Below are 26625 nucleotides of genomic sequence, written 5' to 3' on the forward strand. Positions count from 1 at the left end.
TGTCGCGCGGCCGGAACCCTGCGGCATCACGCTTCTCGGGGGAACGCAAGGGGTAGATCCCGGCACCTGGCCCTATTCTGAGGAGGCATGAAGGGGGCTCGGGGCGGGAGTGCGTGCGGTGAACCACCGGAATCCGAGGGGTCGTTCGGTCCGCTCGTCGTCACCGGACAGCCGATGTATCTGAGGGCCGCGCATGTCGACCTTCCCGCGGAGAACCCCGACCCGACCGTGCTGCCCACGATCACGCTGCTGGGACGCGGCTGGGGTCCCGGCAGCGACCCCGGCGAACTGCCTCTGCCTCCCGGTCAGTTGCTCGCGGGCCAGTACCGGCTGATCCGGCCGCTCGGCTACGGCGGCATGGGCGAGGTCTACCTCGCGCTCGACACCAAGGTCGACCACCGCGAGGTCGCCATCAAGATGCTGCACCCGGATCAGGCGGCGGCCGCGGCGGGTGCCCTGGCCCGGGAGCGGCGGGCCCTCGTCGACCTCGGCCACGACGACATCATCCGTGTCTTCAACTACGGCCATCACCCCGAGGTCGGCGACTTCCTCGTCCTGCAGTACGTGGACGGGCTCACACTGGAGGAGGTGCGGGCGCGGGCGAAGCTGAACCCGGGGGAGTTCGGCGACCAGCGCTTCCACGAGTTCGTGCTCGCCTACGGTGTGCGGATCCTGTCGGCCCTCGCGTATCTGCACGCCGACCGGCCCGGCAAGGTCTACGGCGACCTGAAGCCGGACAACGTCATGCACGACGGCACCACGACGAAGATCATCGACGTGGGCAGCGTACGCCCGGCCGGGGCGCCGGGGATGACCACGGCCGGCTTCAGCGCCCCCACGGTGGGGCCGTACGGCGAGTCCAGACCACAGGACGACCTCTTCAGCCTGGGCGAAACGCTGCGCCGCCTGAGCGGACTGGGCACGTCGGCCGAGGACTTGGGCCGCCTTGGGGATGTCGGGACGCTGGGGACGGGGGAGGACGGGGAGGGTGTCGGAGGGCCCACTGGGGTGGACGCGGGAAGGGCAGCGGGGGTGGCTGCGGGGATGGCGTCGACTACCGAGGAGAGGCCGGCCGCCCGGGGTGCCCGGGGTGCCTTGTTCGCCGCCGAGCGAGCACCAATCGTCGAGGAGGCTTTGGCCGCGGGTGAGACTCCCGCGGCCCGGGACGCTCGTGCGGCTGAGGAGAGTTTTGGCGGTGGGGGGAGATCGGGTCCTGCCCGGGGAGCGGCTGAGGACCGGAGCGTAGAGCCCGACTTGGGGGGCGAGGCGCCGGGTGTCGCCCAGGGGCCAGGCGGCGGGGATGCTCCGGGCGGCGCCCAAGGACCAGGCGCCCAAGCGGCACAGCACGTCGGTGAGTGTGCGGATGTGGTACAGGCGCCCGCCCCCGCCACCACGCCCACGCCGTCGCACGACGAACCGAGCCCTCCACGGGACACGGATGCCATTGAGGGCGCGTCGGATGTGGGGGAGGGAGCGGACGCCGGCCACGTGTCCGTCCCGCAAGGTCTGGCGGCCGGCGGGGAAGCGACCGCCAAGGAACCATGGGTGCCCGGCGACGCCACCGCCCCCGTTCCCCGCGGTCTCGGGCTTCTCTCGCTCGCCCGTGTCCTGCATCGCGCCACGCTCAGCGAGCCCGCGGGGCGGTTCGCCGACGCGCGGGAGATGGAGCAGCAACTGCGGGGTGTATTCCGCGAGTTGAGGTCGCTGCGTACCGGTGCCGAGACCTTCGAGCCCTCGCCGCTCTTCCTGCAGTCGGCCTACGCCCTCGACGGCGCCCTCGGCTCCGCGCCACCCCTCGCCCACTGGACCGCCCCCGACGCGCCGTCCTCGTTCGCCCCGCCCTCGCCCGCCGAAGTCGCCCAGCGCCTGCCCGTCCCGCGCCCCGACCTCCACGACGAGCATCACGCCGAGCTGAGCAGACTCGCCGACGCCGCCCCGGAGGCCCTGCTCCAGCACATCGGCGACTGGCGGGACTCGACGGAGGTCCATTTCCTGCGCTGCCGGCTGCGGTTGCGGAACCCGGCCGACGGACCGGAAGCCGCCGAGCGGGAACTGCGGGCGGCCGAGGTACGGATCGGCCCCCGCCGCGCCCCGTACGACTGGCGGCTGGACTGGCACCACGGACTCCTGGCCCTCGCCCGCGGCCAAGTGGCCGCGGCCTGGAGGCACTTCGACCGGGTGTACGCGGCGATCCCCGGCGAGTACGCGCCCAAGCTGGCCCTCGGACACTGCGCGGAACGCCTCGGGCGGCGGCACGAGGCCCTGACCTTCTACGAGGCGGTCCGGCTGCGCAACCCGTCCCTGGGCAGCGCGGCCTTCGGCGCCGCACGGGCCCGGCTCGCGCTGGACGGCGAAAGGGCACGCGAGGAGGCCGTACGCGAACTGGACGCCGTACCCCAGCACTCGCGGCACCGGACCGCCGCGCGCACCGCGGCCGTGCGGATCGGCATCGAGTACGTGCGCAGGGCCGGGCACGACGACGAGGCGCCGCAGCGGTTGCGCGAGGTACTGGGGCGCCTCGCCCTGCTCTTCCACGCGCACGGCCTCACCGACGAGGAGGCCAGGGTCCGGATGACCGTCGAGGTCTGGGAGGCCGTACAGGGCGCCCTCGCCCGTGGCGCCCTCGGCGCGGCGGACCTCGCGGCCCTGTCCGCCGGCGCGGACCCCCGGCTCGGCCTCCCGCCCGACGAACACGGCCTGCGGGAGGACCTGTCCCGCCGCTATGTCACCCTCGCCCACCAGGCCGCCCGCTCCGCCGCCCCCGAGGACGCGGCCGTGGCCGAAATCCTCCTGGACCGCGCCTACGCGGTCCGCCCGCTCGCCTTCCGACACCACAGGGACAGCCCATGGCTCGGCAAGAGAGTCGCCGACTGGCTCCGGACGGTCGCTTACGCGCCGTCGCACAGGACACCCTCCGCCTCACGCGGGCCGTCGCCGCCGTAACCGCCGAAGTCGTCCGCCGGGTCCACCGCTACGCCTGGCCCTCCGCCGTCGGCCACCGCAACCGCGCCTACCTGCGGGACCGGCTGGTCGCGCTGCCGCTGCTCGCCGTGGTGGCCTTCGGGGCGCTCGGCTGGGCCTACGCGGGCGTGCGGGGCGACTCCGTGTACATCCGGGAGCGCGCGGCGCCCGCGCTGGTCGACCTCGCGGACGCCCGCGCCTCGCTGCTCATCGCGCAGGGCGAGGCCGAGCGGAACCTCGCCGAGGGCCGGGCGGCCGAGCTCAGCGGGCTCAGCGAGCGGTACCGGACCCGGATCGCCCGCGCCACGCAGAGCCTGAACCAGGTCACCCGCAGCGGAGCCCTCACCGTCGCCGAGGAACAGGAACTACGCGTGGTGTCCGCGCTGGTCGTCGACTACACCGGCTGGATCGGCCGCGCCCAGGGCCACGCCACCGACCCGGTCCTGCGCGACGCCGAACTCACCTACGCGCGCAGCATGCTCTGCTCGCAACCCGTAGCGGCGACCGGCAGGAACCCGTATCCGGCCTGCCCGGCCGCGACCGGCTCCGCCGCCACCTCCATCGTCGACCGGGTGACCGGCCTGGAGGGGCGGCTGCGCGCGCGGCTCGCCGACCGGGCCGCCTGGGGCGCGGACACCATCACCGCGGCGGTGATCGCCGTCCTCGCCTTCGCCCTGCTCGCCACCGGGCTGTGGCGGACGGTGTCCTTCCTGCACCACCGCTTCCGGATCCGGCTGAGCATCCCCCTCGCGGCCGCCGCCCTGCCCTTGCTCGCCGTACCGTTCCTGACGGTTGACGCCCTGCTGGCCCTGGACGCCCAGCACGGGACCGTCCCCGTCGCGGACGCGCTGGCCGAGAAGACCTCGCCCCGGACGGAGACGGCTGCCGAGGAAAGCCCCTTCGCCGGGCCGGAGCCGCAGGCCATCGAGACGCTGCGGGCCCGGATCGACGAGGACCTGGCGGCCGGGCGGCTCGCCTTCCTCGACGGCGTCGCCCCGTTCGTCTTCCCCGCGGGCCTCGCTGTCGCGGCCGTGATCGCCGGCACGCTGCACGCCTACCGCCGCGAGTACCTCGTCGTCACCCGCCCCGGAGCCGTCGCATGAGCCGTGTCCTGCGCGTCCTCCTCGTGGCGTGTCTGCTCGCCCTCGTCCCCGGCTGCGGGTCGGACACCCGCGACCCGCTGGTCGTCCTCGGACCGTGGACCGGCGAGGAGGGCAAGGCCTTCGAGGACGCCCTCGACAAACTGGACGACGGGACCGGACGGACGTACACCTACGAGGGCACCCGCTCGCTGCGCGAGACGCTCGTCTCACAGCTGGAGGCCGACGATCCGCCGGACGTGGCGGTCCTCAACAGCATCGGCGAACTCACCGAGTACGCCCGCCGCGACGAGCTGAAACCGCTCGCCGAGGCGAGCGCCGAGCGCGCCTATCCGCCCTGGGCGCCGACCCTGCTGGTGGACAGCCGGCGGCGCACCTACTGGGTGCCGCTGAAGGTCGACCTCAAGAGCCTCGTGTGGAGCAAGCGCGGCGCGTCGAGCAAACGGCCCACCTGGTGTGTCGGCCTCGCCTCGCAGGCCACCTCCGGCTGGCCCGGCACCGACTGGATCGAGGACCTCGTGCTCCACCAGGCGGGCCCCGCCCTCTACACCGAGTGGGCCACCGGCCGCCTCGACTGGCGGGACCCGGCTGTCGAACGTGCCTGGACCACCTGGGCGAAACTGCTCGGCAAGCGCTCACCGAAGTCGGTGGAACACTCCCTGACCACGTCGTTCGAGGGCTCGGCCGGCCCGGACGGACAGCCGCGCGGCCTGCTCGCCTCGCCCGGTTTCGACTGCACGCACGAGCACCAGAGCGCCTTCATCCGCTACGTCTACGCGGGCGACGACGTGACGGTGGAGCCGTCGGCCCGCTATCTGGACGGCCAGTCCGCGTACCGGGACGCCTTCGAGGTCTCCGGTGACATGGCCGCCGTCTTCAGCGACGACCCGGACGCCCAGCAACTCGTGGAACGGCTGTCGAGCCCGGCAGGCCGGGAGCTCTGGTGGGCGGAGGCCGATCCCGCGGTACGGCCGCTGTTCCCGGACACGGCCGGGTTGTCGCCGCCGGCCTCCGCGACACCGGTCGAGCGGGAGATCGACTCCCTGCTCACCTCCCGCGCCCGCACCCTGTGCTTCGACGCCTCCGACGTGATGCCGCCCGAACTCCGGGACGCCTTCCACCGAGCGGTCCTGGAGTTCTTCCGCGACCCGACCCAGCGGCAACTCGACTCGCTGCTCCAGCAGTTGGAGACCGTACGCGTCCAGGTGAACACGGACTCCGGCGTCGACCGCACCTTCCGGCCACCGCAGGACATCTGCGCGTAGCGCGTGAGCGGGCCGCCCGGCCCGTTCGCGTCGTGGCGGAGCGGACGGTCGACGGTCCGGCCTGACATGGTGGTGTCATGTGCTGGAGTGCGACAGCGGACCTTGTGGCGGGCGCGGCCATCACCTCCGTCGGGGCGGCCTGCCTGATCCGCACCCGGCGCGCCGGCGACCTGCCCCTCGCCGCGCTGCCTTTGCTGCTCGGCGTCCACCAACTGGTCGAGGCCCAGGTCTGGCACGCCGGCGGAGGCACCGGCGCCGCCACCATGGCCTGGGCCGTCATCGCCCTGCCCGTGCTCGCCGTGTGGGTGCCGCTGGGCGTGTGGTGCGCGGCCTCACGCCGAGCCGGCCGCCGGGCGACCGCGTTCGTGGCGCTGGGTGCGCTGACCGCCGCCTTCCTCGCCCACGGCCTCGCCACCCGCCCGGCCCGGGCCGAGATCCGCGGCCACACCATGGCCTACGTCATCGGGCTGCCCCGGGCGGAACTGCTCGTCGCGGGCTACCTGATCGCCACGGTCGGCGCCCTGCTGTTCTCAGGCGACCGTTGGCTCACCGCGCTCGGCATCCTGACGGGGGCGGGCGCCCTGGTGTGCTGGCTGCTGTGGCGGCTGGAGTTCGTGTCGACCTGGTGCGCGTTGGCGGCGGTCTGCTCGGCGGTCCTGTACGGATGGGTGACCCGGCGTCCCGCCCCGAAGCGGGCTCTCCCGGAGATCAGCTACCGGCCGTAGGCCCGAGGGCCGTAGTCGCTCCGTACAGCGAACAGCCTTCCCAACTGTGAGGCGTGCAAGGGATGTTCAGGTGAGCGGCCACTCTGAGCCCGCCCAGCGACGAGCCCGTCAGCGCGGCCGGTACGCCCTCGGCAGAGCCATGCCGCGCTCGGCCATGATCTGCCGTACGCGGTTCGGATAGTCGGTGATGACGCCGTCGACGCCCATGTCCATGAGCCCCTCCACGGTGGCCGGGTCGTCGCAGGTCCACGGGATGACCTTCAGCCCCCGGGCGTGGGCCTCCTCGACCATCGTCCGGTCGGCGTAGAAACGGAAGTCGGGGTCGCCGACCTTGCCGCTCTGCGGGAAGCCGTAGTTGGGGGAGAGGGCTTTGACCCCGGGGATCGTGGCGGCCGCCCTGACGAAGTCGCCGCCGTAGTCGTCGGCGTCGATCCCGCCGAGCCACGGCGACGCGCCGGGCTTGCCGACCTGGAGGAAGTCGTAGTTGGTGAGCGCGACGAGCGGCCACTTCGGGGCCAGCTCGTGCATCTCTTTGAGCGCGCCCCAGTCGAAGGACTGGATGGTGACCTGCCGCTCGATGCCCGAGCGGTGGATCTCCTCGTGGACGCGCCGTACGAACAGCTCACGCGGCGCGGTCTGTTCGGGCGCGCCGGCCTCGACCTTCGTCTCGATGTTCAGCTTGACCTGCCTCGCGCGGTAACGCCTGACGAGGTTCAGCACGTCCTTCAGCTCCACCATCCGGAAGCCCTTGACCACTTCCTGCTCGGGGAAACCGGGCAGCTGCTGGTAGCCGCAGTCCATCGTCCTGATCTGAGCCAGCGTCAGATCCTTGATGTACTTGCCGACATACGGGTACATCGGATCGCCGGTCGTCACCGGCCCCGTGTCACGGCACTTGACCGCGCTGATCTGCCGGTCGTGGTTGACGACGACCTTCAGGTCCTTGGTGACATGGGTGTCCAGCTCCAGCGTGGACACCCCGAGACGCAGCGCCTTCCCGAAGCCCTCCAGGGACTCCTCGGTCGTCATACCGAGGCCGCCGCGGTGGGCCTGGAGGTCGAAGTGCCGTTTCGGCGCGGGCGGGCCCTGGCCTTCGTACGCCGTCGCGGGCACGGCGGCCGACAGGGTGAGCACCGGGACCAGCGCCAGGCCGGCGAGGACATGTCTTGAGGACATCGACACCTCACTCGTGTGGGTCGGGACGCCCACAGACGCTAGTGCGGTCGCGGACCGGTTCAACCCCTCGGACGTGATCCCGCCGTGAATGTCCGAAGAACGCGCTCCCGCCGCCGTCAGGGCGTGGGGATGCCCGCGGGGCGGGCCGGGCGGCCGAGGCGGACCGGGACGCCGGGGGAGTACAGGACGCTGACCGGGGCGTCGGCCGGGGCGGGCAGGCCGGCCGCGGTGACGAGGTCCTGCTCGCAGGTGAGCAGCTCGGCGCGGTACAGGGGCCAGCGCGGATGGTCGTTGGGCAGGTAGGCCAGCGGCTCGGGGCCGCCGAAGAAGGCGTTGTGCATGCCCCAGCGGGCGGTGAGGAAGTGCTCCAGGCCGGTCGGCTTCCCGATGCGTTCTCCGGTCCGTACCGTGAGCAGGCTGCGGGCGCCGCGCGGGCCGGGCCAGCGGCGGGAGCTGGTGTAGGTGACGGTGTCACCGGCCCTGCGGACGCTCATCCGGGACCACAGATACGGCAGCCGGAAGCCGAGGCGTCCCATCACCACCGGCATCAGCCGGGAGGCGTCCATCGAGCGGAACACCACTCCGCGCCGTCCGTGCGCGTCCACCGAGTACAGGCGCACGTTGGTCTCCGGGAAGGTCCCGAGATACGGCACCCCCGGCAGCCCCAGCCAGCCGACCCGGTGCATCCGGAACGCGACAAGGCCGACGTAGGTGAGCCCCTCGTGCGTGTCGGGGACCGTACCGCGCGGCAACAGCCCCGCCACGACCGCCGGTTCGACGGCCCAGTGGATGAAGGCGAGGTCGAGCCACTGCTGGGTGAGCAGCGGGACCCGTATGAGGGCGGGAGCGTCCGGGGTGACGGGAGTGGGGTTCGGCACGGGGTCCAGGGTGGCAGAGACCGCAAGCGTCCGCCCGGCGGGACGGGAAACGGGGAAACGAAGGACGGCGTCTGCCGGGCCGTGCGGCCCGGCAGACGCCGTCGCGTCACAGCGGTGTCAGCGGCGTCAGTTGCGCCGACCTGCCGGATCCTGCACCGCGGTGTCCCGGCCGCCGCCGGAGACGGGCGCGGGGGCGGCGGCCGGTGTCTCCTTCGCCCGGTCCGCGTGCCCCGGCCACCAGGCCGCGTGGCCGATCAGGGCGGTGAGGCTGGGTGTGAAGAACATCGCCATGACAAAGGCGGCGACGGCGATGCCGAAGGAGACCGCGAAGCCCATCTCGGTGAGCAGGGCGTTGCCGGCCAGCATCATCGTGGCGAAGGTCGCCGCCAGGATGAAGCCCGCCGCGGCCACCGTGGGACCGGCGTGCCGCACCGCCATACCGGCCGCCTCACGCGGCTCGCGGCCCTCGCGGGCCTCCTCCCTCAGCCGGGCGATCATGAGGATGTTGTAGTCGGTGCCGATGGCGACCACGAAGAGATACATGATCACCGGGAGCATGAACATCAGGCCCGAGTGTCCCTGTCCCTCCTGGAAGATCCAGACCGTGGCACCGAGCGTGGCGCTGAAGCCGAGGCCCACCGAGGCCATCAGGTACCACGGGGCGACCACGCTGCGCAGCAGCAGACCCAGGATGAGCATGATCAGCACGGCGGCGACGGGGAAGACCGTCCGGTAGTCGTGGTTGACCGCGGTGTCGATGTCCTTGTAGATCGAGGACATGCCGCCGACCAGGGCCTCGGTGCCGTCCGGGGCGCCGGAGTGCGCGACGTCGCGGACCCGGCCCACCGTCTCGATGGCCTTGTCCGTCGACGCCTCGTACTTGAGGGTGACGGTGAAGTCGATCGTGGTGCCGTCCTTGTTCAACTGGGACAGACGCGCGTTCGCCACGCCGTCGACGGCCCCCAGCTTCTTCACGTACGCGTCGAAGACCGTCGTGTCGATCGGCTTGCCGTCGGTGCTGGACAGATACACGTCGGTCGGAGCAGCTGCACCCGCCGAGTACGCCTTCTGCATCTCGTCCTGGACGACCATCGACTCCTTGGTCTTGGGCATGGACCCGGACGCCAGGTCGAACGTGGCGTTGTAGCCGAACGTCCCGAGCGACAGCGCGACCAGGACGAGTCCGGAGAGCCCGGCGGTCAGCGCCGGACGGTTCCGCACCCCGCGGCCCAGCGCGGCGAACCGGGCGTTCTCCGGCTCGCGTTGCCACGACTTGGACGGCCAGAAGACCTTCGGGCCGATGAGCGAGACGATGGCCGGGATCAGCGTCAGGCCGGCGATCAGGGTGACGGTGACCGCGATCGCGAGCGCCGGACCCATCTGCTTGAGGAAGCCCAGCGTCGACAGGACCAGCGCCAGGAAGGCGATGATGACCGCTCCGGCGGCGGAGGCGATGGCCTCGCCGACCCGGTCGACCGCGTTGATCATGGCCTGCTTCGGTTCGTCGCCGAGCCGCAGGCGTTCGCGGTAGCGGAACATCAGGAACAGGAAGTAGTCCGTGCCCACGCCGAACAGCACGACGATCAGGATCGACGAGATCGAGCTGTTGGCCTGGAGACCGAAGAGCTTGGTGGCGTAGGCGATCAGTCCGTTGGCGATCGCGGACACCAACCCGATGGTGATCAGGGGCAGGAAGGCCAGGATCGGCGCCCGGAAGATGATCAGCAGGGTCACCAGGATGATGAGGAAGGTGCCGATGCCGATCAGTGCCTCGCCGCGCTTGGACGAGTCCTGTTGGTCGAGGGCCTGAGCGGCCGAGCCGCCGAGCTTGACGTCGAGGTGCGTGCCCTTGGCGAGTTGTTTGACGTCGTCGCGCAACACCTTGGCCGCGTCGGCCTGTTCGGGCTGGCCGGCCTTCTTGCTGTCCATCTGGACCAGGGTCAGGGCGTACCTGCCGTCCGAGGACGGCTGGCCGGGGACGACCTTCTGCACCTGGTCGATCTTCTTCTTGCCGAGCTCGGAGGTGATCCGGGCGACATCCTTCTGGTCGGCGGCGGTCAGCTTGCCGCCGTCGGTGCGCTGGTACAGCGCGATCGCGGACGGGGTGAAGGCGCTGGGGAACGCCCTCTCCTGAACCTGTGCCGCTTTGATGGACTCGTAACTCTTGGGGAGAAAGCTGCTCTCGTCACTGTTCGAGGGCAGGCTCGGAGCGGTGGCCACGATCGCCACAGCTGCGATCAACCACGCAACGATCGTCCAGACGGGATGTCGGACGACAGCGTTGCCAATATTTCGGAACATGCGGAAGGTCCTCCTGGGAAGGAAGATCACCGCAGCCCGGGGAGCGGTCCCTGGCATCGGCGACCCCCGGCCGGTCCCCCAGGGTCCCCCCGTGGGACCGGCCGGATAGTTGTCTTGGGCTCACATCGTAGTGATCACGGGTGAAGATCGCTTGACCGGGAGTCAGTCAGCCCACGATCCGTGCCGGATCCTGGCCGGGGTCAGGACGGCATCGCGAGGGCCTTCTCGGCGTCGTACCCGTAGATCCAGCCGTTGCCCCCCGGCGACGGCCAGACCGCCGATGCCGGCGCCGACGACGGCGATCCGCGGACCGTGGGGGAGGGTGGGCATCCGTCCACACCAAGCGGCACCCGGCGCGTCCGCAGCGGGTACCGGCGGCTCGCCGTCCGAGTGTCCCGCTGTGCTTCTCGTCACCCGACCCCATATATTTACTAGGACGTCCTACTATTTTCTCAGCTCGCGTTCCTCGACGTGCCCCGGGAAGGCTCCGCCATGAGCGATCTGCATCGCCCCGTCCACCCCGTCCGCCTGGTCACCGCCTCGGCGCTGTTCGACGGGCACGACGCCTCGATCAACATCATGCGACGGATCTTCCAGTCGCAGGGCGCCGAAGTCATCCACCTCGGCCACAACCGGTCCGTGCGGGAGGTCGTGGACGCGGCTCTGGAGGAGGACGCGCACGGCGTGGCGGTCTCGTCCTACCAGGGCGGACATGTGGAGTACTTCGAGTACCTGGTGGCCTCGCTGCGGAAGCAGGGCGCGGAGCACATCCGGGTGGTGGGCGGCGGTGGCGGAGTGATCGTGCCGGAGGAGATCGCCCGGCTCCGGGAGAGCGGGGTGACGATCTTCTCCCCCGAGGACGGCCAGCGACTGGGTCTCGCGGGAATGGTCAACACCGTCGTCAAGGACTGCGACTTCGACCTCTGGGACGGCAGGCCGGCCGACCTCACCGCGGTGCTGACCGGTGACCGGTTCGCGATCGCCCGTGCCCTCACCGGTGCCGAACTCGGCAAGCTGCCCGAGGACTTCCGGCGCGAGCTGCGGACCACGGCGGCCGCGCGCAACGTGCCGGTGCTCGGTATCACCGGCACCGGCGGCTCCGGGAAGTCGTCCCTGACCGACGAGTTGGTACGACGGTTCCGCGTCGACCAGCGGGACGCCCTGCGCATCGCCGTGATCGCGGTCGACCCGACGCGTCGGCGGGGCGGCGGAGCGCTGCTCGGCGACCGGATCCGGATGAACTCCCTCGACGGCGACCGGGTGTTCTTCCGCAGCCTCGCCACCCGGGGCAGCCGCGAGCTGCCCGAGCACCTCTCCGACGTGATCGACGTCGTGAAGGCCGCCGGATTCGACCTGGTGATCGTGGAGACGCCGGGCATCGGCCAGGGCGACGCGGCAATCGTGCCGTTCGTCGACGCGTCCCTGTACGTGATGACTCCGGAGTTCGGCGCGGCCTCGCAGCTGGAGAAGATCGACATGCTCGACTTCGCCGACGTCGTGGCGATCAACAAGTTCGAGCGGCGCGGTGCCAAGGACGCCCTGCGGGACGTCGGCCGCCAACTGGTCCGCAACCGCGAGGCGTTCGGCAAGCGGCCCGAGGACATGCCCGTGTACGGCACCTCCGCGGCCACCTTCAACGACGACGGCGTCACCGCGCTCCATCAGCATCTGAAAAGCACTCTGGCGGAGAAGGGCCTGACGCTGTCCGAGGGGTCCCTGGTCCCGGTGGACGTACGGCATTCCTCCGGCATCCGCCAGGTGGTCCCCGCGGACCGGGTGCGCTACCTCGCCGAGATCACCGATGCCGTCCGCGGCTACCACGCCGAGACCCTTCAACTGGCCGGACAGGCACGGCGAGTTCAGCGGCTGGAGCTCGTCGAGGCCGAACTCGCCGACGCCGGCCTGGATTCCGAGGACGTACGGTCCCTGCTGACCGAGGCGCGTCGGCAGCTGCCGTACGAGATCACTGAACAGATCACGAACTGGCCCTCGGTGATCGCCTCCTACTCGGGCGACGAGCAGGTCGTGAAGGTCCGTGACCGGGAGATCCGCACCAAGCTGACCCGCGAGTCCCTGTCGGGCAACAAGATCCCCCGCGTCGCCCTGCCCCGCTTCACCGACCACGGCGAACTGGTCCGGTTCTGGCGGGCGGAGAACCTGCCCGGCCACTTCCCCTTCACCGCCGGGGTGTTCCCCTTCAAGCGCGACGGCGAGGACCCTGCCCGCATGTTCGCCGGCGAGGGAGACCCCTTCCGCACCAACCGCCGCTTCAAGCTCCTCTCGGAGGGCCAGCCGGCGACCCGCCTGTCCACCGCCTTCGACTCCGTCACCCTCTACGGCCGCGACCCCGACGAACGCCCCGACATCTACGGCAAGGTCGGCACCTCCGGCGTCTCGGTGGCCACCCTGGAGGACATGAAGGCGCTCTACGACGGCTTCGACCTGGTGGCGCCCACGACCTCGGTGTCGATGACGATCAACGGACCCGCACCGGCTGTCCTGGCGTTCTTCCTCAACACCGCGATCGACCAGCAGACCGAGCGGTTCCGCGCCGAGGAGGGCCGTGCCCCCTCGCCCGAGGAAGCGGCCGAACTGCGCGCGCACGCGCTGGCGAACGTGCGCGGCACCGTGCAGGCCGACATCCTCAAGGAGGACCAGGGCCAGAACACCTGCCTGTTCTCCACCGAGTTCAGCCTGCGGATGATGGCCGACATCCAGGAGTGGTTCATCCAGCAGCAGGTCCGCAACTTCTACTCGGTGTCCATCTCCGGCTACCACATCGCCGAAGCCGGCGCGAACCCCATCAGCCAGCTCGCCTTCACCCTGGCCAACGGCTTCACCTACGTCGAGGCCTACCTCGCCCGCGGCATGCGCGTCGACGACTTCGCCCCCAACCTGTCGTTCTTCTTCTCCAACGGCATGGACCCCGAGTACTCGGTCCTCGGCCGGGTCGCCCGCCGGATCTGGGCGGTCGCGATGAAGGAGAAGTACGGCGCCGGCGAGCGCAGCCAGAAGCTGAAGTACCACGTCCAGACCTCCGGACGCTCCCTGCACGCCCAGGAGATGGACTTCAACGACATCCGCACCACGCTCCAGGCGCTCATCGCCATCTACGACAACTGCAACAGCCTGCACACCAACGCCTACGACGAGGCCGTGACCACCCCCACCGAGGAGTCCGTACGACGGGCCCTGGCCATCCAGCTGATCATCAACCGGGAGTGGGGCCTGGCCATGAACGAGAACCCGCTCCAGGGCTCGTTCATCATCGACGAACTCACCGACCTGGTCGAGGAAGCCGTGCTCCAGGAGTTCGAGCGGATCAGCGAACGCGGTGGCGTGCTCGGCGCGATGGAGACCGGCTACCAGCGCGGCCGCATCCAGGACGAGTCCATGCTCTACGAGCAGCGCAAGCACGACGGCTCCCTGCCCCTGATCGGCGTCAACACCTTCCGCAACCCCCACGCCGACACCGCCGAGCCCGGCGTCGTCGAACTCGCCCGCGCCACCGAGGAGGAGAAGCAGTCCCAGCTGGAGCGGGTACGGGACTTCCACGCCCGCCACCACGACGAGGCCCAGGCCGCGCTGACCGCCCTCAAGGACGCGGCGGTACGCGGCGAGAACGTGTTCGCGGTGCTCATGGACGCCACCCGGGTCTGCTCGCTCCAGCAGATCACGGAGGCCTTCTTCGAGGTGGGCGGCCAGTACCGGCGCAACGTCTGACGGTTCTCGGGAGGACGGTCGTCATGAGGCGGGGAGGTCGCGCTCCCCGCTCGTGGCTCCCCGCTCCCGCTTGTGTCGACTGTCACGGTCCGGCGGCCCGGTCGGCCGTCTCTTGTCCGGCCCGGGGTCCGTGGGGACACCGAGGGCGGCGGCGACCGTGCCGTGCAGGAGGACGCCCAGCGGTAGCCCTCCGGCCGCCACCACCGTGTCGATCCCAGCAGCAGCCCACCCAGGCCGACGAGCCGGGGACTCGTAGATCTGCAACGGGACGACGACCGCGGTCAGTTGAGCCCCGAGGGTGGTCACGATCCCCGCCGCCCACAGCCTCCGCAACTCGCCCACCCGCGGCGGCCCCACGTCGACCAGCAGTCGTTTCCCTCGCACCATGCGGCGATGCTGCGGGCTCCCCTCGGGGGAAGGTCAACCGACGCGGGCGAGCACCTGGTCGGCCAGTTCCCGTGGGGTGGACTCGCCGTCGAGGAACACCGTGTCACCGGGCAGGGTGTCGACCGCGGCCGTGCACGCCTCGATGCGGGCCCTGCACCACGCCCGCACGCGTTCCTCCCGGGCCGGGTCGTCGGGGAAGAAGCTCCGCGCGTCGATCCGCCGCGCCAGGATCTCCGGCGCCACCTTGAGGAAGAAGTGGTGGACGACGACGTCCGCGTCCTTCAGGGCGCCGAAGATCTCGTCCAGATAGCCCCGGTCGACCAACGTCATGGGGACCAGAAGCGGGCGCCGGTACTCCTCGACCAGGCCGACGGCCAGGCCGGCGACCTGTCGCCGCCACAGCGGCAGATCCTGGAAGTCGCCGGTCGGCACGTCCACGATCTCCCGCAGCACATAGCCGACCATCTCCGGGTCGAGGACCAGCGCCTCGGGCCACCGCTGGCGCAGTTCCTCCACGAGCGTGGTCTTCCCGCTGCCGAAAGCCCCGTTGACCCACACGATCACAGCTGTTTCCCCCGGTTCCTCGTGCACACCTCGCCCCTCGGATCATGCAGGACCACTCGCCGGCGCGGGCGCCCGCCCCGCGATCCGACCCGCGTCAGCACCGCGGCGCCGCGGTGCTGCCCCTCACCACCAGGCGCGTCGGGACGAGATCGGTTCCGGGCTGTCCGCCCTCGCCCGCGCGGATCTGCTGCAGCACCTGCTGGACACAGCGGTGCCCCACCTCCGCGAAGTCCTGGTGGACGGTGGTGAGCGGCGGCACGAAGAACGCCGCGTCGGGGATGTCGTCGAAACCGACCACGCTGACGTCGTACGGCACGGACAGCCCCCGCTCGTGGAACGCGCGCAGCAGCCCCAGCGCCATCTGGTCGTTGGCGGCGAACACGGCCGTGCAGTCCGGTGGGTCGGCGAGCACGAGCCCGGCCGCGTAACCGGACTCGGCCGACCAGTCCCCGTACAGCGCGGGCGGCACCGGCCGCCCGGCCTCCCGGAGCACCGCACGCCAGGCCTGGGCTCGCCGCTGCCCCGCGAAGGACGCCTGCGGACCGGTCACATGCCATACGGTCCGATGGCCCAGGTCGAGCAGATGCCGCACGGCCTGCCGGGCGCCGTCCGCCTGATCGGTGTCGACCACGCTGTAGCGGTCGCCCGCGTCGGAGTCCACCACGACGACATGCACCCCGGGCGGCAGCTGCACCGTCCCGGTGTCGAGGAGATGGATCTCCATGATGACGATGACCGCGTCGACGGCCAGCTCGCCCATGCGCGTGAAGGCGCCCAGGACGTTGTCCTGCGTCGGGACGTCGATGGGGATCAGCGTGATCGCGTAGCCCTCGGCCGCAGCGTGCGTGGCGATCGCCTCCACCGTGCGGCTGTTGCCCGTGGAGGAGAGGCTGAACAGGATCACGCCGATGGTGTTGAACTGGCCGTAGCGCAGGGCCCGCGCGGCACTGTTGGGCCGGTACCCCAGTTCCCGCATCGCCGCCAGGACCTGCTCGCGCGTCGAACTGATCACCCCGGGGTGACCGTTGGAGACCCGTGAGACGGTCTGCGAGGAGACGCCCGCGAGTTTGGCGACGTCGGCCATGGACACGCGCTGCTTGCGCCGGCCCCCGGGGACACCGGAACCTCCCCGCTCCACCACTGCTGCCTCCTGAGTCCGCACACGAACCTGTTGCGTGTCGCACCGGATGTTACGTGTGGGAAACCTTGACGGTCGCCGAGACGGATGCCACGATTCCGGCGCCGTCATGTTTACGTAAACATGCTGTCATTCCGAAAGGGTTTGGTCGATGCGCAAGACCCCCGTCAGCACCCGTCGCGCCCCGAGGCTGCGTGCCTCGCTCGTCGCCGTGGTGATCGCCGCGATCAGCGGCGCCACCCTCACCGGCAGCCCCGCCTCCGCCGCCGCGCCGACCACCGACACGACCCAGTTCAAGGGCGTCAACTGGGCCGACCCGCGCGACAACTTCGCCGACGACGAGCTCCAGCTGTCGGGCCTGTCGACCTCCGACACCTACGCCCAGACGTACACCAAGGCGAGCCGCATCATCTCGGCGTTCCGCGCCAACCTCGGCGCGAACACCGTCCGGCTGCCGATCAACCCGTACACCGTCAACGGCTCCTACTGGAAGTCGTACCGGGGCGTCATAGACGCCGCGACGGCCCACGGCTTCAAGGTCATCGTGTCCTACTGGGAGGGCACGGGCGACCGCAAGGACGGCTACATCGACGACGAGGCCACCTACTGGCCGATGTGGAACACCGTCGTCAAGGCCTACAAGGGCAACTCCCGGGTCTACTTCGAGCCGATGAACGAACCGCACGGCTACACCGACGCCCAGTGGGCCGACATCGCCGCGAAGTGGCTGGACACCTACAAGTCGGTGCCGCGCAACCGCGTCTTCGTCAGCGGCGCCGGCTACAACGACCACGTCACCACGGTGTGCGCCGACCCGCGCCTGAAGGGCACCTACCTGTCGCTGCACCACTACGGCTTCTGGAAGTCGTACGCCACCTATGACGAGTGGGTCGCCGACCTCAAGGTGCGCATCGGCGACTGCGCGAACCGGACCGTGGCGGACGAGTTCGGCGCGCCGATGACGACCGGCCTGAACTACAACGTGAAGACCCCGGACGACAACTTCGTCAACTACGTGCAGGCCGTCACCGACACCTTCCGCGAGCTGAAGATGGGCTCGGTGTACTGGCCGGGCCTGCGCACCGACGACATCTACTCGGTGCAGAAGCTCGTCGGGCCCGCCAACCGCCCGTGGCTGGAGACCACCAACCAGACCGGCGCCGACCGCCTCGCCTGGGCCTGGGGACGCGGCAAGCCCGTCCAGGGCTGACCCGTTCCCCGGCCGGCCGCGGTGCCTCTCGGCGTCGCGGCCGACCGGCGTCCACGGCCACTGCTCGGACATGGCCGACTCGCGCCCTTCCCGCGCCCTCCTGAACTGCCCAGACTTCCGGACAGGGACACCGGGGGGAGGTCGCCATGGCCAGGCGTCGACGGGGTACGGCCGCTAGCAGAAGGCGGGCGCGGAGGATCAGGTGGGGAGCGGGAGGCGGCGCGCTGGCGCTGGTCCTCCTGGTGGGGTTCTGGACGCGCGTGTGGCCGTACCTGTTGGGTTTCCTGCTGGTCGGTGCCGCGGGGACGATCGGATGGTGGCTGTGGCGCACGGACCGGCTGCTGCGCGGCCGGGACCGGCACTGGCGCCAGGAGGACGCGGTGCAGGCCGGCCGGCGGACCCTCGCCGAGGTGGACGCCATGACGGGCACCGAGTTCGAGGAACTGGTCGCGGGGCTGTGCCGCCGGGACGGCTGCACGGAGGTCCGACGGGTGGGCGGCGCGGGCGACAACGGCGCCGATGTCCTCGGGCGGCTGCCGGACGGCCGGACGATGGTCGTCCAGTGCAAACGGTACGCACCGAGCAGGGCCATCCCCAACCGCGAACTGCGCGATCTGCTGGGCGCGCGGGTGCACTTCCGCGCCGACGTGGCCGTGTTCGTCACGACCTCGCGCTTCACCGGCCCCTCCGAGAGGTTCGCCGTGGAGTACGACATCCTCGCCGTGCACCGCGACCTCCTCGGCCTGTGGAACAACGGGGCCTCACTGATGTCACTGAGCCCCGTGAACGGCCGCGGCCAGGGCGACGCCCGGCACCGGACCCGCTGGAAGCAGGCTTACGGAGACTAGGAGACGCAGGTCACATCCGTGCGTGTCACAATCCGCCGGGCCATTCAGTCATAGGTGTGTAGCCATCAACAACGGCCGAAGGAGCACACCATGGAAGCCCGACTCGACGTCTTCACCAGCCCGCTGGCCGGCAAGCTGCTCAAGCATTTCGCCATGGCGGGCAAGGTGGTCACGGACTCGGGACTGCCGATGACGACCCAGGAACTGGTGAAGATCCGCGCGAGCCAGATCAACGGCTGCGGGTTCTGCCTCGACATGCACACCAAGGAGGCGGCCGCCGCGGGTGAGACCGCGCAGCGCCTCCACATGGTCGCTGCCTGGCGTGAGGCCAAGGTCTTCACCGAGGCCGAGCGGGCCGCGCTGGAGCTGACGGAGCAGGGCACCCGCCTGGCCGACGGCGCCGGCGTCCCGGACGGGGTCTGGGAGAACGCGGCCAAGCACTACGACGAGGACCAGCTCCTCGCGCTGGTCTCGCTGATCGCCGTCATCAACGCCTTCAACCGGCTGAACGTCATGACCCAGCAGCCGGCCGGCGACTACGTGGTCGGTCAGTTCGGCTGAACCTGACGGACCGGGTGGCCGGCCCGGGGGCTGCAGACCCCGGGCCCGACCTCGGTCCCTCAGCCGGCCAGCGGGTAGTGGCAGGCCACCTGGCGGCCGGAAGCCGTGACCGCGAGGCGCGGACGCTCCGCCGCGCACCGCTCCCGGGCACAGGGGCACCGGGTGCGGAACGGGCAGCCGGTGGGCTTGTCCGCCGGACTGGGCACCTCGCCGGTCAGGACGATGCGTTCCCGGGGCGGGCCTTCCTCCGACGGTGATCCGTCGTCGATGTCCGGCACCGCCGACAGCAGGGCCTGGGTGTACGGATGGGCCGGGTCCGAGTACAACGCCTCCGTCCCGGCGAGTTCGACGATCTCACCGAGATACATGACGGCGATCCGGTCCGACACATGACGGACCACACCGAGATCGTGCGCGATGAAGACATAGGTCAGGCCGAACTCCTCCTGGAGGTCGGCGAACAGGTTGAGCACCTGCGCCTGGATCGACACGTCCAGCGCGGACACCGGCTCGTCGGCCACGATCAGCTTCGGGTTCGTCGCCAGGGCCCGGGCGATACCGATGCGTTGGCGCTGCCCGCCGGAGAACTCGTGCGGATACCGGTCCAGATGGGCCGCCGCCAGTCCTACGACGTCGAAGAGCTCGCCGACCCTTCGGCGGACCGCGGTCGCGTCGCCGTACCGGTGCACCAGCAGCGGTTCGGCCACGATGTCCCCGGCGCGGCGGCGGGGGTTGAGCGAGGCCTGCGGGTCCTGGAAGACCAGTTGCATGCCCGGCCGCACCGGCCGCAGTCGGCGCGTGGACAGCGTCGAGATGTCCCGCCCGTCGAACTCGACGCGCCCGCCCGTGAGTTCGGTGAGCCGGACCAGGCACCGGCCGAGCGTGGACTTGCCGCAGCCGGACTCCCCGACGACACCCAGGGTTTCGCCGCCACGCACCTCCAGAGAGACGCCGTCCACGGCGCGCAGCACCTGGCGTCTGCCGCGCACGGGGTAGTGCTTGGTGACGTCCGTGGCGCGCAGCAGGATCTCCCCGTCAGGTGTCACCCTGTCCACGATCACGCTTTCCTCCACTGTCACGACGCCGCCTCCGTGGTCAGGCGTTCTCCCGCGGCCGCCCTGGCCGTGAGCCGCAGTCCGGCACGGTTGTCGGGCGGCAGCCAGCAGGCGTCCCGATGGGCCGCGTCGCCGCTGCCCGCGGACAGCGCGGGCCGCTCCTCGCAGCGGTCGTGCCGCAGTCGGCAGCGCGGTGCGAACGCGCACCCCTCCGCAATGTCCCCCGGCGAGACCGGCACGCCCGCGATGGTGGGCAGCCGCCGCAGCCGGGCACCGCCCACCCGGGGCACCGAGTCGAGCAGTCCCCAGGTGTACGGGTGCCGCGGACCGCGGAACACCGCCCGCCGCGGGCCCTCCTCCGCCGCCCGTCCGCCGTACATGACGAGGACCCGGTCGGCCGTCCGGGAGACCACGCCCATGTCGTGCGTGATGAGCACCATCGCCGCACCGCGGGCGTTCAACTCCCGCATGAGATCAAGGATCTGCGCCTGGACGGTGACGTCCAGTGCCGTCGTCGGCTCGTCGGCGATCAGCAGCGAGGGGCTGCAGGAGAGCGCCATCGCGATGACCGCGCGCTGGCGCATGCCGCCGGAGAACTCGTGCGGATAGGCGTTCACCCGCGAGGCCGCGTCCGGGATGCCGACGTCGGAGAGCAACTGGACCGCGCGGGCCCGTGCCTCCTTGCGGGAGACCTGTTCGTGCGCCCGGATCTGCTCGGCGATCTGCCAGCCCACGGTGTACACCGGGGTCAGTGCGGTCATCGGGTCCTGGAAGACCATCGCGATCTCCCGGCCCCGCACCGCGCGCATCTCCTTGTCGGGCAGGGTGAGCAAGTCCCGCCCACGGAAGCGGACTTCGCCCGAGACGGTCACGTTCGGACTGGTCAGCAGCCGCAGTACGGCCAGCATCGACACACTCTTGCCGGAGCCCGACTCGCCCACCACGCCCAGGACTTCGCCGGCATCGACGCGGAAGGAGAGACCGTCGACGGCGGTGACAGGGCCCTGCCGGGTGCGGAACCGCACTCTCAGGTCGCGTACGTCCAGCAGGGGTTCAGGCATGGCGGGCCCTCGGATCGAGTCGCGCGTACAGGATGTCCACCAGGGCGTTGGCGAGGACCACGAAGAACGCCGCGTACAGGACCGTGCCCATGATCACGGGCAGGTCCAGGTTCTGCAGGGCGTCGAAGGTGAGCTTGCCGATGCCGGGCAGACCGAAGACCACCTCGGTGAGCAGTGCGGCCCCGCCCACGAGCGCCCCGAAGTCCAGGCCGAACAGCGACACGATCGGGATCAGCGAGCAGCGCAGGGCGTGCCGGACGAGGATCCGCCGCTCGGACAGGCCCTTGGCGCGGGCCGTACGGACGTAGTCCTCGCCCAGCGCGGTGACGACCTCGCCGCGCAGCAGCCGGGCGTAGATCCCGGCGTACAGCAGGGCCAGGGTGAGCCAGGGGAAGAGCATGTGCAGCGCCCACTGGCCCGGGTCCTGGCCGAGGCCGACGTAACCGGGCGGGGGCACCCAGGAGAAGAGCGAGTCGTGCAGCTGCTTCTGGGTGAGGAGGTTGACGACCTCGCCGAGCCAGTAGGCCGGGAGCGAGACGCCGACCACGCCGACCAGCATGATCAGTGGGTCGGCGGCCTTGCCGCGCAGGGTCGCCGCGGCCGTGCCCATGAGGATGCCGGCCGTCATCCAGATCAGGGCCGCGCCGATGACCAGGGACAGCGTCACGGGGGTGGCCTGGAGGATCTGCGGGACGACCCGCGAGCCGCGGTTGACGAACGACTCCAGATCCCGGTCGATCAGCAGATGACGCATCATCAGCAGATAGCGGATCGGCATCGGCCGGTCGAGCCCGAAGGAGTGCCGTACCTGGGCGAGCGTGGCGGGGTCGGCGTTGCGGCCCGCGATCCGGGCCGCCGGATCGACCCCCGGAGTGGCGAAGAAGATCAGGAACACCAGCACACTGATGGCGAACATCACCACCAGGGCCGAGCCGAAACGCTTCAGGGCGAAGGCGAGCACGGTCACATCCCTCCGCGCAGCCGGGCGCTCGGGTCGAGCGCGTCGCGCACCCCGTCACCGAGGACGTTGAGCGCGCCCGTGGTCAGCGCGATCAGCAGGCCGGGCGCGATCGTCACGGCGGGCCGGGTGTAGAGGAGCCCCAGGCCGTCCTCGATGATCGTGCCCCAGCTGGCGCCCGGCGGCTGGACGCCGACGGACAGGAAGGACAGCGCCGACTCGGTGAGCATGGCCAGCGCGGTCATCAGCGGCACGAACACGATCGCCGTGGGCACCACGTTCGGCAGCACCTCCCGGCGCAGGATGCGCACGGTGGGCGCGCCGGAGCCGATGGCCGCCTGGATGTACTCCTTGTTGCGCAGCACCAGCACCTGCCCGCGCAACGGCCTTGCGATGTACGGCACATAGATCGCCGCGATGATCGCGACGGGCAGCCAGAGACTTCCCGCGTCCACGCTCAGCGGACCGAGCTTGAGCCCGTTGGTGAGCAGGACCACCGACAGGCAGATGGCCAGCAGGTACACCGGAAACGCCCAGATGACGTCCAGGACGCGGGAGATGACGGCGTCCACGACCCCGCCCGCGTACCCGGCGACGACTCCCACGGCCGTACCCACGACGCAGGTGAGCAGCGCCGCGGTGAACCCGATGAACAGGCTCGTACGGCCGCCGTACAGCAGGCGGGCCATCACGTCCCGGCCCTGGTTGTCGGCGCCGAGGAAGTAGTGGGAGGGGTCCCAGGTAGGGCCGATCGGGGTGACGCCGAGGCCCAGGCCGGTGCTGCTCGGGGTGAGCACCGGCACCGTCTTCCCGCCGACGACCGTGGTGCCGGAGACCTGCGACCGGAACGGGTCGGTGTGGGCGGTGTGGTCCGCGTACAGCGGCGCGCACAGGGTCGCGAGCACCACGAGGAGCAGAACGGCCGCGGCGACGAGCGACGTCCTGTCGCGCAGCAGGTCACGGGCGGCGGTCCGCCAGGGGCCCGGCGAGCGCCGGGCCCCTGCCGAGGGGGCGAGGGTCACTTCACCCACAGCTGCCCGACCAGCATGTAGAACTGCTTGCTGAACCGGTAGTCGCCGACCCGCGTCGACGTGAAGTCGATCAACTTCGGGTTGATCAGCGGCACCACCGGGGACGCGCCCATGATCTGCTGATCGATGGCGCCCCACTGCTTGTTGGCGCTCGCCGGATCGGTATGCATGGTCTTCAGCGCGGTCTGCATCTTCGCGTCTACGCCCTTGTCGCAGAACCCGGAGATGTTGATGCTGGAGTCGCTGCCGGGGTGGTAACTGGCGCAGGACAGCAGCACGTTGAGGAAGTCCGAGGCCGCCGGGTAGTCCTGGTACCAGGACGTCAGGGCCAGCTGCACCTTGTTCTTGGTGTTCTGGATGTAGGTGAACTGGATGTTCCCCGACAAAGGCTTGAGCGTCGCCTTGTAGCCGAGCTGGGTGAGCAGGCTCTGCAGGTACTGCCCGATCGACTTGTTGACGTCGTCGTCCTGGACGACGATTCCGACCTCCTGCCCCGCAGTGCCGGACTGCTTCACCAGCGCCCTGGCCTTGGCGAGATCCGCGGCCTTCCACGTCGTACCGCCGCCCTTGGTGTAGTCACAGGAGTCGACGTGTCCGGGGAAGCCCGGCGGGAGAACCGTGCACGCGGGAGAGGCGAGGTTCGTGCCGCCGTACAGCCGGACCACGGCGGACCGGTCGACGGCCCAGTTGATCGCCTGGCGCGCCAACTTGTTGTTGAACGGTGCCATGTTGACGTTCAGCGTCGCGTACCAGAACGCGGTCAGCGGGTTCACATGCGCCTGCGAGGCGAACTTGGTGCCGATCTCGTTGAGACGGTCGGCGGGCGGCGCGTCGAACATCCAGTCCGCCTGGCCGTTCTCGACGGCGGTCACCTCGGACTCGACGGTCTGGCCGAAGGCGTAGTCGATGACGTCCGGGTAGCCCTGCGGCTCCGCTTCTCGCGACCACTCCTTGAAGTGCGGGTTGCGGACCAGCTTGAGCGCCCGGTTGGGGTCGTAGGACGCCGCCATGTAGGGGCCGGTGGACGGCAGCGGCCTGGTGCCGGCGTCCTTCGTCGGCGAGTCCTTCGGTACGACGACGGCGTGCGGGACGGCGAGCTTGTACGCGAACTCCGGATCCGTGGCGGTCAGGTTGACGGTGACCGTGTTGGTCTTCGCGTCGCCGATCACGCCCTTGGACAGGGTGCAGGACGCGGGCGTCTTGAGGCAGGCGTCGGCGCCGACGATGCCGTTGTAGAAGGTGCCCGCGGTGGGGCTGGAGACCTTGAAGATGCGCTGGAAGGAGGCCACCACGTCGTCGGTGGTCAGGGCCTTGCCGTTGGAGAAGGTGACGCCCTTGCGGAGCGTGAAGGTGTAGGTCTTGCCGCCGTTGGTCACCTTCGGCATGGCCGCGGCGAGGTCGGGGACGACGGTGAAGGACTCCTGCCCGTCGACCTTCTTGAACGCCAGCAGTCCGTCGTACATCGACTGGAACAACTGCCAGTACTGGAGCGTGTAGTTGACCTGTGGGTCGAAGCTGCCCGCCGCCGCGTGGGCGACCAGCTTGAGAGTGCCGCCCTTGTGCTGGGCCTGGAAGACGGAGGAGCCGGAGGAGGAGGCGCTCGGGCCTGAGGAGGAGCCGGAGTCATCGGAGGACGAACAGGCGGCCGCGGTGAGCGTGAGGGCGACGGTGGCGGCGGCGAGCGCCCCCCGTCTGGTGGTGCGGGACATGGCTGGGAACTCCCGGGGTCAGTCGGTGGAGTCGAGGAACGCGCCGACGACGCGGAGGTAGAGCTCCTCCTCCTCGACGTGCGGCATATGGCTCGAGTGCTCGAACATGTGCCAGCGGACGTCGGGGATGCGGTCGGCGAAGGGGCGGACGGTCTCGGGAGTCGCCTCGTCGAAGCGCCCGGACACCAGCAGGGTCGGCGCCTCGATCAGGTGCAGCCGGTCGATGACGGACCAGTCCTTGAGGGTGCCGACGACATGGAACTCGTTCGGGCCGTTCATCGTGTGGTACACGGTCGGATCGGCGGCGATGTTGTCCCAAGTGGCCTGCACCTCAGGCGGATTGGGCGTCAAGCGGCACACATGACGCTCGTTGAAGACCTGTTCGGCCGCCCGGTAGTCGGGGTGGTCCGTGGTCCCGGCCGCCTCGTGGGCGTGCAGGGTGCGCCGGACCGCCTCGGGGAGCTCGGCGCGCAGTTCGGCGGCCGCCTCGAGCCACAGCTCCATGGACGCGGGGGAGTTGGCGATGACCAGCCCGCGCAGCCCGGGCGGACGGCGCACCGCGTGTTCGGCGGCGAGCATGCCGCCCCAGGACTGGCCGAGGATGTGGTAGCCGTCGGCGATGCCCAACTCCGCGAGGAGAGTGTCGAGTTCGTCGAGGAAGAGCTGGACCGTCCAGAAGTCGGCGCCCTTGTCCGGGAGATGGGTGGAGTGCCCGGTGCCGAGCTGGTCGTAGTGGATCACGGGGCGACCCTGCTCGGAGATGCCCGCGATGCTGAGCGTGTAGTGGTGGCCGGCGCCGGGCCCGCCGTGCAGGACGACCAGGGGTGTCCTGCCCGGTTCGCCCGTGATCCGGTACCAGGTGGAATGGCCGTTGAAGTCGACGGTGCCGGTGTGGTTCGGTTCGGGGATCGCCACGGGGAAGCCTCCCGGACCGGCCGGAGCCAGCCGACCGCTGTCCGAAACTAGGTGGATGTGACGGATGAGTGAGATAGTGAGGCGCTAAAAGGTCAGCCCACAAGACCTTTTAGCGGGGCGAGGGCAAGACGTAACAGCGGGTTCACGTGGCCCGCGCGCGTTTACAGAAGCGGCGACTTACGGGAGGACAACTGACATCCGAACCCGAACCCATACCCCAACCCGAACCTGATCCCGATCCCGAACCCGGCGACGAGTTCTCCCGCGTCCTCGACCGTGTTCTGCTCGGCGGCGGCCCGTCGTCCTCGCTGCGTCCGGTCCGGGTGACCTCGGCGGTCGACGAGGTCACCGACCGGCTGCTCACCGCGACCGCCGTCGGGGACTTCCTGCCCGGCGAGCGGCTGCCCGCCGAACGCGAGCTCACCGCGCTGCTGCACGTCAGCCGCCCCACCGTGCGCGAGGCGGTGGCGCGCCTCCAGGCACTGGGCGTCGTCGAGATCCGCCGGGGCCGCAACGGCGGGGCGTTCGTCCGCGACAGCTGGACCGAGTCCTCCGCCGACGCGGTCCGCCGCACCCTGCTGCCCCGCTGGACCGAGTTCGAGCAACTCTTCGACCTGCGCGGACTGGTGGAGGGCATGGTGGCCGCGACGGCCGCCCGGCGACGGCGGCCCGAGGACCTGGAGCCGATGCGGGAGGCCCTGGCCGCGCACCTCTCCGCGAGCACACCGCGCGAGGAGCAGGCCGCCGACAGCGCGTTCCACCAGGCGATCTGCGCGGCCACCCACAATCCGCAGATCGCCCGGCTTAGCCGGGACCTGCTGACCCGGATCAGCCTGGGCTTCCCCGTCGAGCCCTGGGGCAAGGGTGAGCGGTCCCATCACGAGAGGGCCGGTCACGGACACACGGCACTGTACGAGGCCGTCGCCGCCGGTGTGCCCGAGCGCGCGCAGGAGATCGCCCGGGAGCACTTCATGATCAGCGCCGAGATGATCCGCGAGGTGCTGGCCCGGGTGCGGGGGCGGAACGGTACGGAAGAGGGCCTGGACTGAGGGGGCTGCA

21 protein-coding genes are annotated in these 26625 nt (G+C 70.6%); 9 read left to right on the forward strand and 12 right to left on the reverse strand.

Annotated elements, in window-relative coordinates; all coding sequences use genetic code 11:
* Positions 1–174: 174 nt before the first annotated feature.
* From RKD20_RS40340 to RKD20_RS40355, 4 genes are all read left to right on the forward strand, one after another.
* On the forward strand, positions 175–2943 hold the full coding sequence (locus RKD20_RS40340; protein ID WP_424883434.1) for a tetratricopeptide repeat protein: 2769 nt from the start codon (positions 175–177) through the stop codon (positions 2941–2943).
* Positions 2847–4064, forward strand: coding sequence for a hypothetical protein (locus RKD20_RS40345; protein ID WP_424882024.1), 1218 nt, complete (start codon positions 2847–2849; stop codon positions 4062–4064). The genes RKD20_RS40340 and RKD20_RS40345 overlap by 97 nt, the downstream gene beginning before the upstream one ends.
* Positions 4061–5326, forward strand: coding sequence for an alpha-glucoside ABC transporter substrate-binding protein (locus RKD20_RS40350; protein WP_424882025.1), 1266 nt, complete (start codon positions 4061–4063; stop codon positions 5324–5326). The genes RKD20_RS40345 and RKD20_RS40350 overlap by 4 nt, the downstream gene beginning before the upstream one ends.
* Before the next feature lie 77 nt (positions 5327–5403).
* Positions 5404–6051, forward strand: coding sequence for a DUF6629 family protein (locus RKD20_RS40355; RefSeq protein WP_424882026.1), 648 nt, complete (start codon positions 5404–5406; stop codon positions 6049–6051).
* Positions 6052–6159: 108 nt separating this feature from the next.
* Here RKD20_RS40355 and RKD20_RS40360 read toward each other — a convergent pair whose 3' ends face one another.
* From RKD20_RS40360 to RKD20_RS40370, 3 genes are all read right to left on the reverse strand, one after another.
* Positions 6160–7227: a glycerophosphodiester phosphodiesterase family protein gene (locus RKD20_RS40360; protein WP_424882027.1), complete on the reverse strand. Its 1068-nt coding sequence runs from the start codon at positions 7225–7227 to the stop codon at positions 6160–6162.
* A gap of 116 nt (positions 7228–7343) precedes the next feature.
* Entirely contained in the window at positions 7344–8105 is a 762-nt protein-coding gene (locus RKD20_RS40365; RefSeq protein WP_424882028.1) for a YqjF family protein, read from the reverse strand.
* Between the two features lie 126 nt (positions 8106–8231).
* Positions 8232–10406 (reverse strand): MMPL family transporter, encoded by a 2175-nt coding sequence (locus tag RKD20_RS40370; protein WP_424882029.1) that lies wholly within the window; start codon positions 10404–10406, stop codon positions 8232–8234.
* A gap of 492 nt (positions 10407–10898) precedes the next feature.
* Here RKD20_RS40370 and icmF point away from each other — a divergent pair, with 492 nt between their 5' ends.
* Complete coding sequence (icmF, locus tag RKD20_RS40375; protein ID WP_424882030.1) at positions 10899–14129, forward strand: fused isobutyryl-CoA mutase/GTPase IcmF; 3231 nt, start codon at positions 10899–10901, stop codon at positions 14127–14129.
* A 21-nt stretch (positions 14130–14150) separates the two neighbouring features.
* Here the strand turns inward: icmF and RKD20_RS40380 are convergent, their stop codons facing one another.
* From RKD20_RS40380 to RKD20_RS40390, 3 genes are all read right to left on the reverse strand, one after another.
* Positions 14151–14516: a hypothetical protein gene (locus RKD20_RS40380; RefSeq protein ID WP_424882031.1), complete on the reverse strand. Its 366-nt coding sequence runs from the start codon at positions 14514–14516 to the stop codon at positions 14151–14153.
* A 33-nt stretch (positions 14517–14549) separates the two neighbouring features.
* Positions 14550–15080: an AAA family ATPase gene (locus RKD20_RS40385; protein ID WP_424883435.1), complete on the reverse strand. Its 531-nt coding sequence runs from the start codon at positions 15078–15080 to the stop codon at positions 14550–14552.
* 94 nt (positions 15081–15174) lie between these two features.
* Positions 15175–16221 carry a LacI family DNA-binding transcriptional regulator gene (locus tag RKD20_RS40390; RefSeq protein WP_424882032.1) on the reverse strand — a complete coding sequence of 349 codons (1047 nt, stop codon included), beginning with the start codon at positions 16219–16221 and terminating at the stop codon, positions 15175–15177.
* A 148-nt stretch (positions 16222–16369) separates the two neighbouring features.
* Between RKD20_RS40390 and RKD20_RS40395 the strand changes: the two genes are divergently transcribed.
* The 3 genes from RKD20_RS40395 (at position 16370) to RKD20_RS40405 (ending at position 18837) form a co-directional block, all read left to right on the forward strand.
* Positions 16370–17428 carry a glycoside hydrolase family 5 protein gene (locus RKD20_RS40395; RefSeq protein ID WP_424882033.1) on the forward strand — a complete coding sequence of 353 codons (1059 nt, stop codon included), beginning with the start codon at positions 16370–16372 and terminating at the stop codon, positions 17426–17428.
* Between the two features lie 146 nt (positions 17429–17574).
* Positions 17575–18276 carry a restriction endonuclease gene (locus tag RKD20_RS40400; protein ID WP_424882034.1) on the forward strand — a complete coding sequence of 234 codons (702 nt, stop codon included), beginning with the start codon at positions 17575–17577 and terminating at the stop codon, positions 18274–18276.
* Positions 18277–18366: 90 nt separating this feature from the next.
* On the forward strand, positions 18367–18837 hold the full coding sequence (locus tag RKD20_RS40405; RefSeq protein WP_424882035.1) for a carboxymuconolactone decarboxylase family protein: 471 nt from the start codon (positions 18367–18369) through the stop codon (positions 18835–18837).
* Positions 18838–18896: 59 nt separating this feature from the next.
* On the opposite strand, the gene RKD20_RS40410 is transcribed toward RKD20_RS40405, so the two are convergent.
* From RKD20_RS40410 to RKD20_RS40435, 6 genes are read right to left on the reverse strand one after another with little or no spacing between them, the layout of a single operon-like run.
* Complete coding sequence (locus RKD20_RS40410; RefSeq protein WP_424882036.1) at positions 18897–19916, reverse strand: ABC transporter ATP-binding protein; 1020 nt, start codon at positions 19914–19916, stop codon at positions 18897–18899.
* Positions 19913–20953: an ABC transporter ATP-binding protein gene (locus RKD20_RS40415; protein WP_424882037.1), complete on the reverse strand. Its 1041-nt coding sequence runs from the start codon at positions 20951–20953 to the stop codon at positions 19913–19915. The genes RKD20_RS40410 and RKD20_RS40415 overlap by 4 nt, the downstream gene beginning before the upstream one ends.
* Positions 20946–21920: an ABC transporter permease gene (locus tag RKD20_RS40420; protein WP_424882038.1), complete on the reverse strand. Its 975-nt coding sequence runs from the start codon at positions 21918–21920 to the stop codon at positions 20946–20948. The genes RKD20_RS40415 and RKD20_RS40420 overlap by 8 nt, the downstream gene beginning before the upstream one ends.
* Complete coding sequence (locus RKD20_RS40425; RefSeq protein WP_424882039.1) at positions 21917–22942, reverse strand: ABC transporter permease; 1026 nt, start codon at positions 22940–22942, stop codon at positions 21917–21919. The genes RKD20_RS40420 and RKD20_RS40425 overlap by 4 nt, the downstream gene beginning before the upstream one ends.
* Entirely contained in the window at positions 22930–24651 is a 1722-nt protein-coding gene (locus RKD20_RS40430) for an ABC transporter substrate-binding protein (RefSeq protein ID WP_424882040.1), read from the reverse strand. Before RKD20_RS40430 ends, RKD20_RS40425 begins: the two co-directional genes overlap by 13 nt.
* Positions 24652–24669: 18 nt before the next feature.
* Positions 24670–25566 (reverse strand): proline iminopeptidase-family hydrolase, encoded by an 897-nt coding sequence (locus RKD20_RS40435; protein ID WP_424882041.1) that lies wholly within the window; start codon positions 25564–25566, stop codon positions 24670–24672.
* Positions 25567–25889: 323 nt separating this feature from the next.
* On the opposite strand from RKD20_RS40435, the gene RKD20_RS40440 reads away from it, so the two are divergent.
* A complete protein-coding gene (locus tag RKD20_RS40440; protein WP_424882042.1) occupies positions 25890–26615 on the forward strand; it encodes a FadR/GntR family transcriptional regulator in 726 nt (241 codons plus the stop codon).
* Positions 26616–26625 lie beyond the last annotated feature (10 nt).

It is taken from the genome of Streptomyces sp. SLBN-8D4 (assembly GCF_049739545.1).
Classification (GTDB): Bacteria; Actinomycetota; Actinomycetes; order Streptomycetales; family Streptomycetaceae; genus Streptomyces; species Streptomyces canus_C.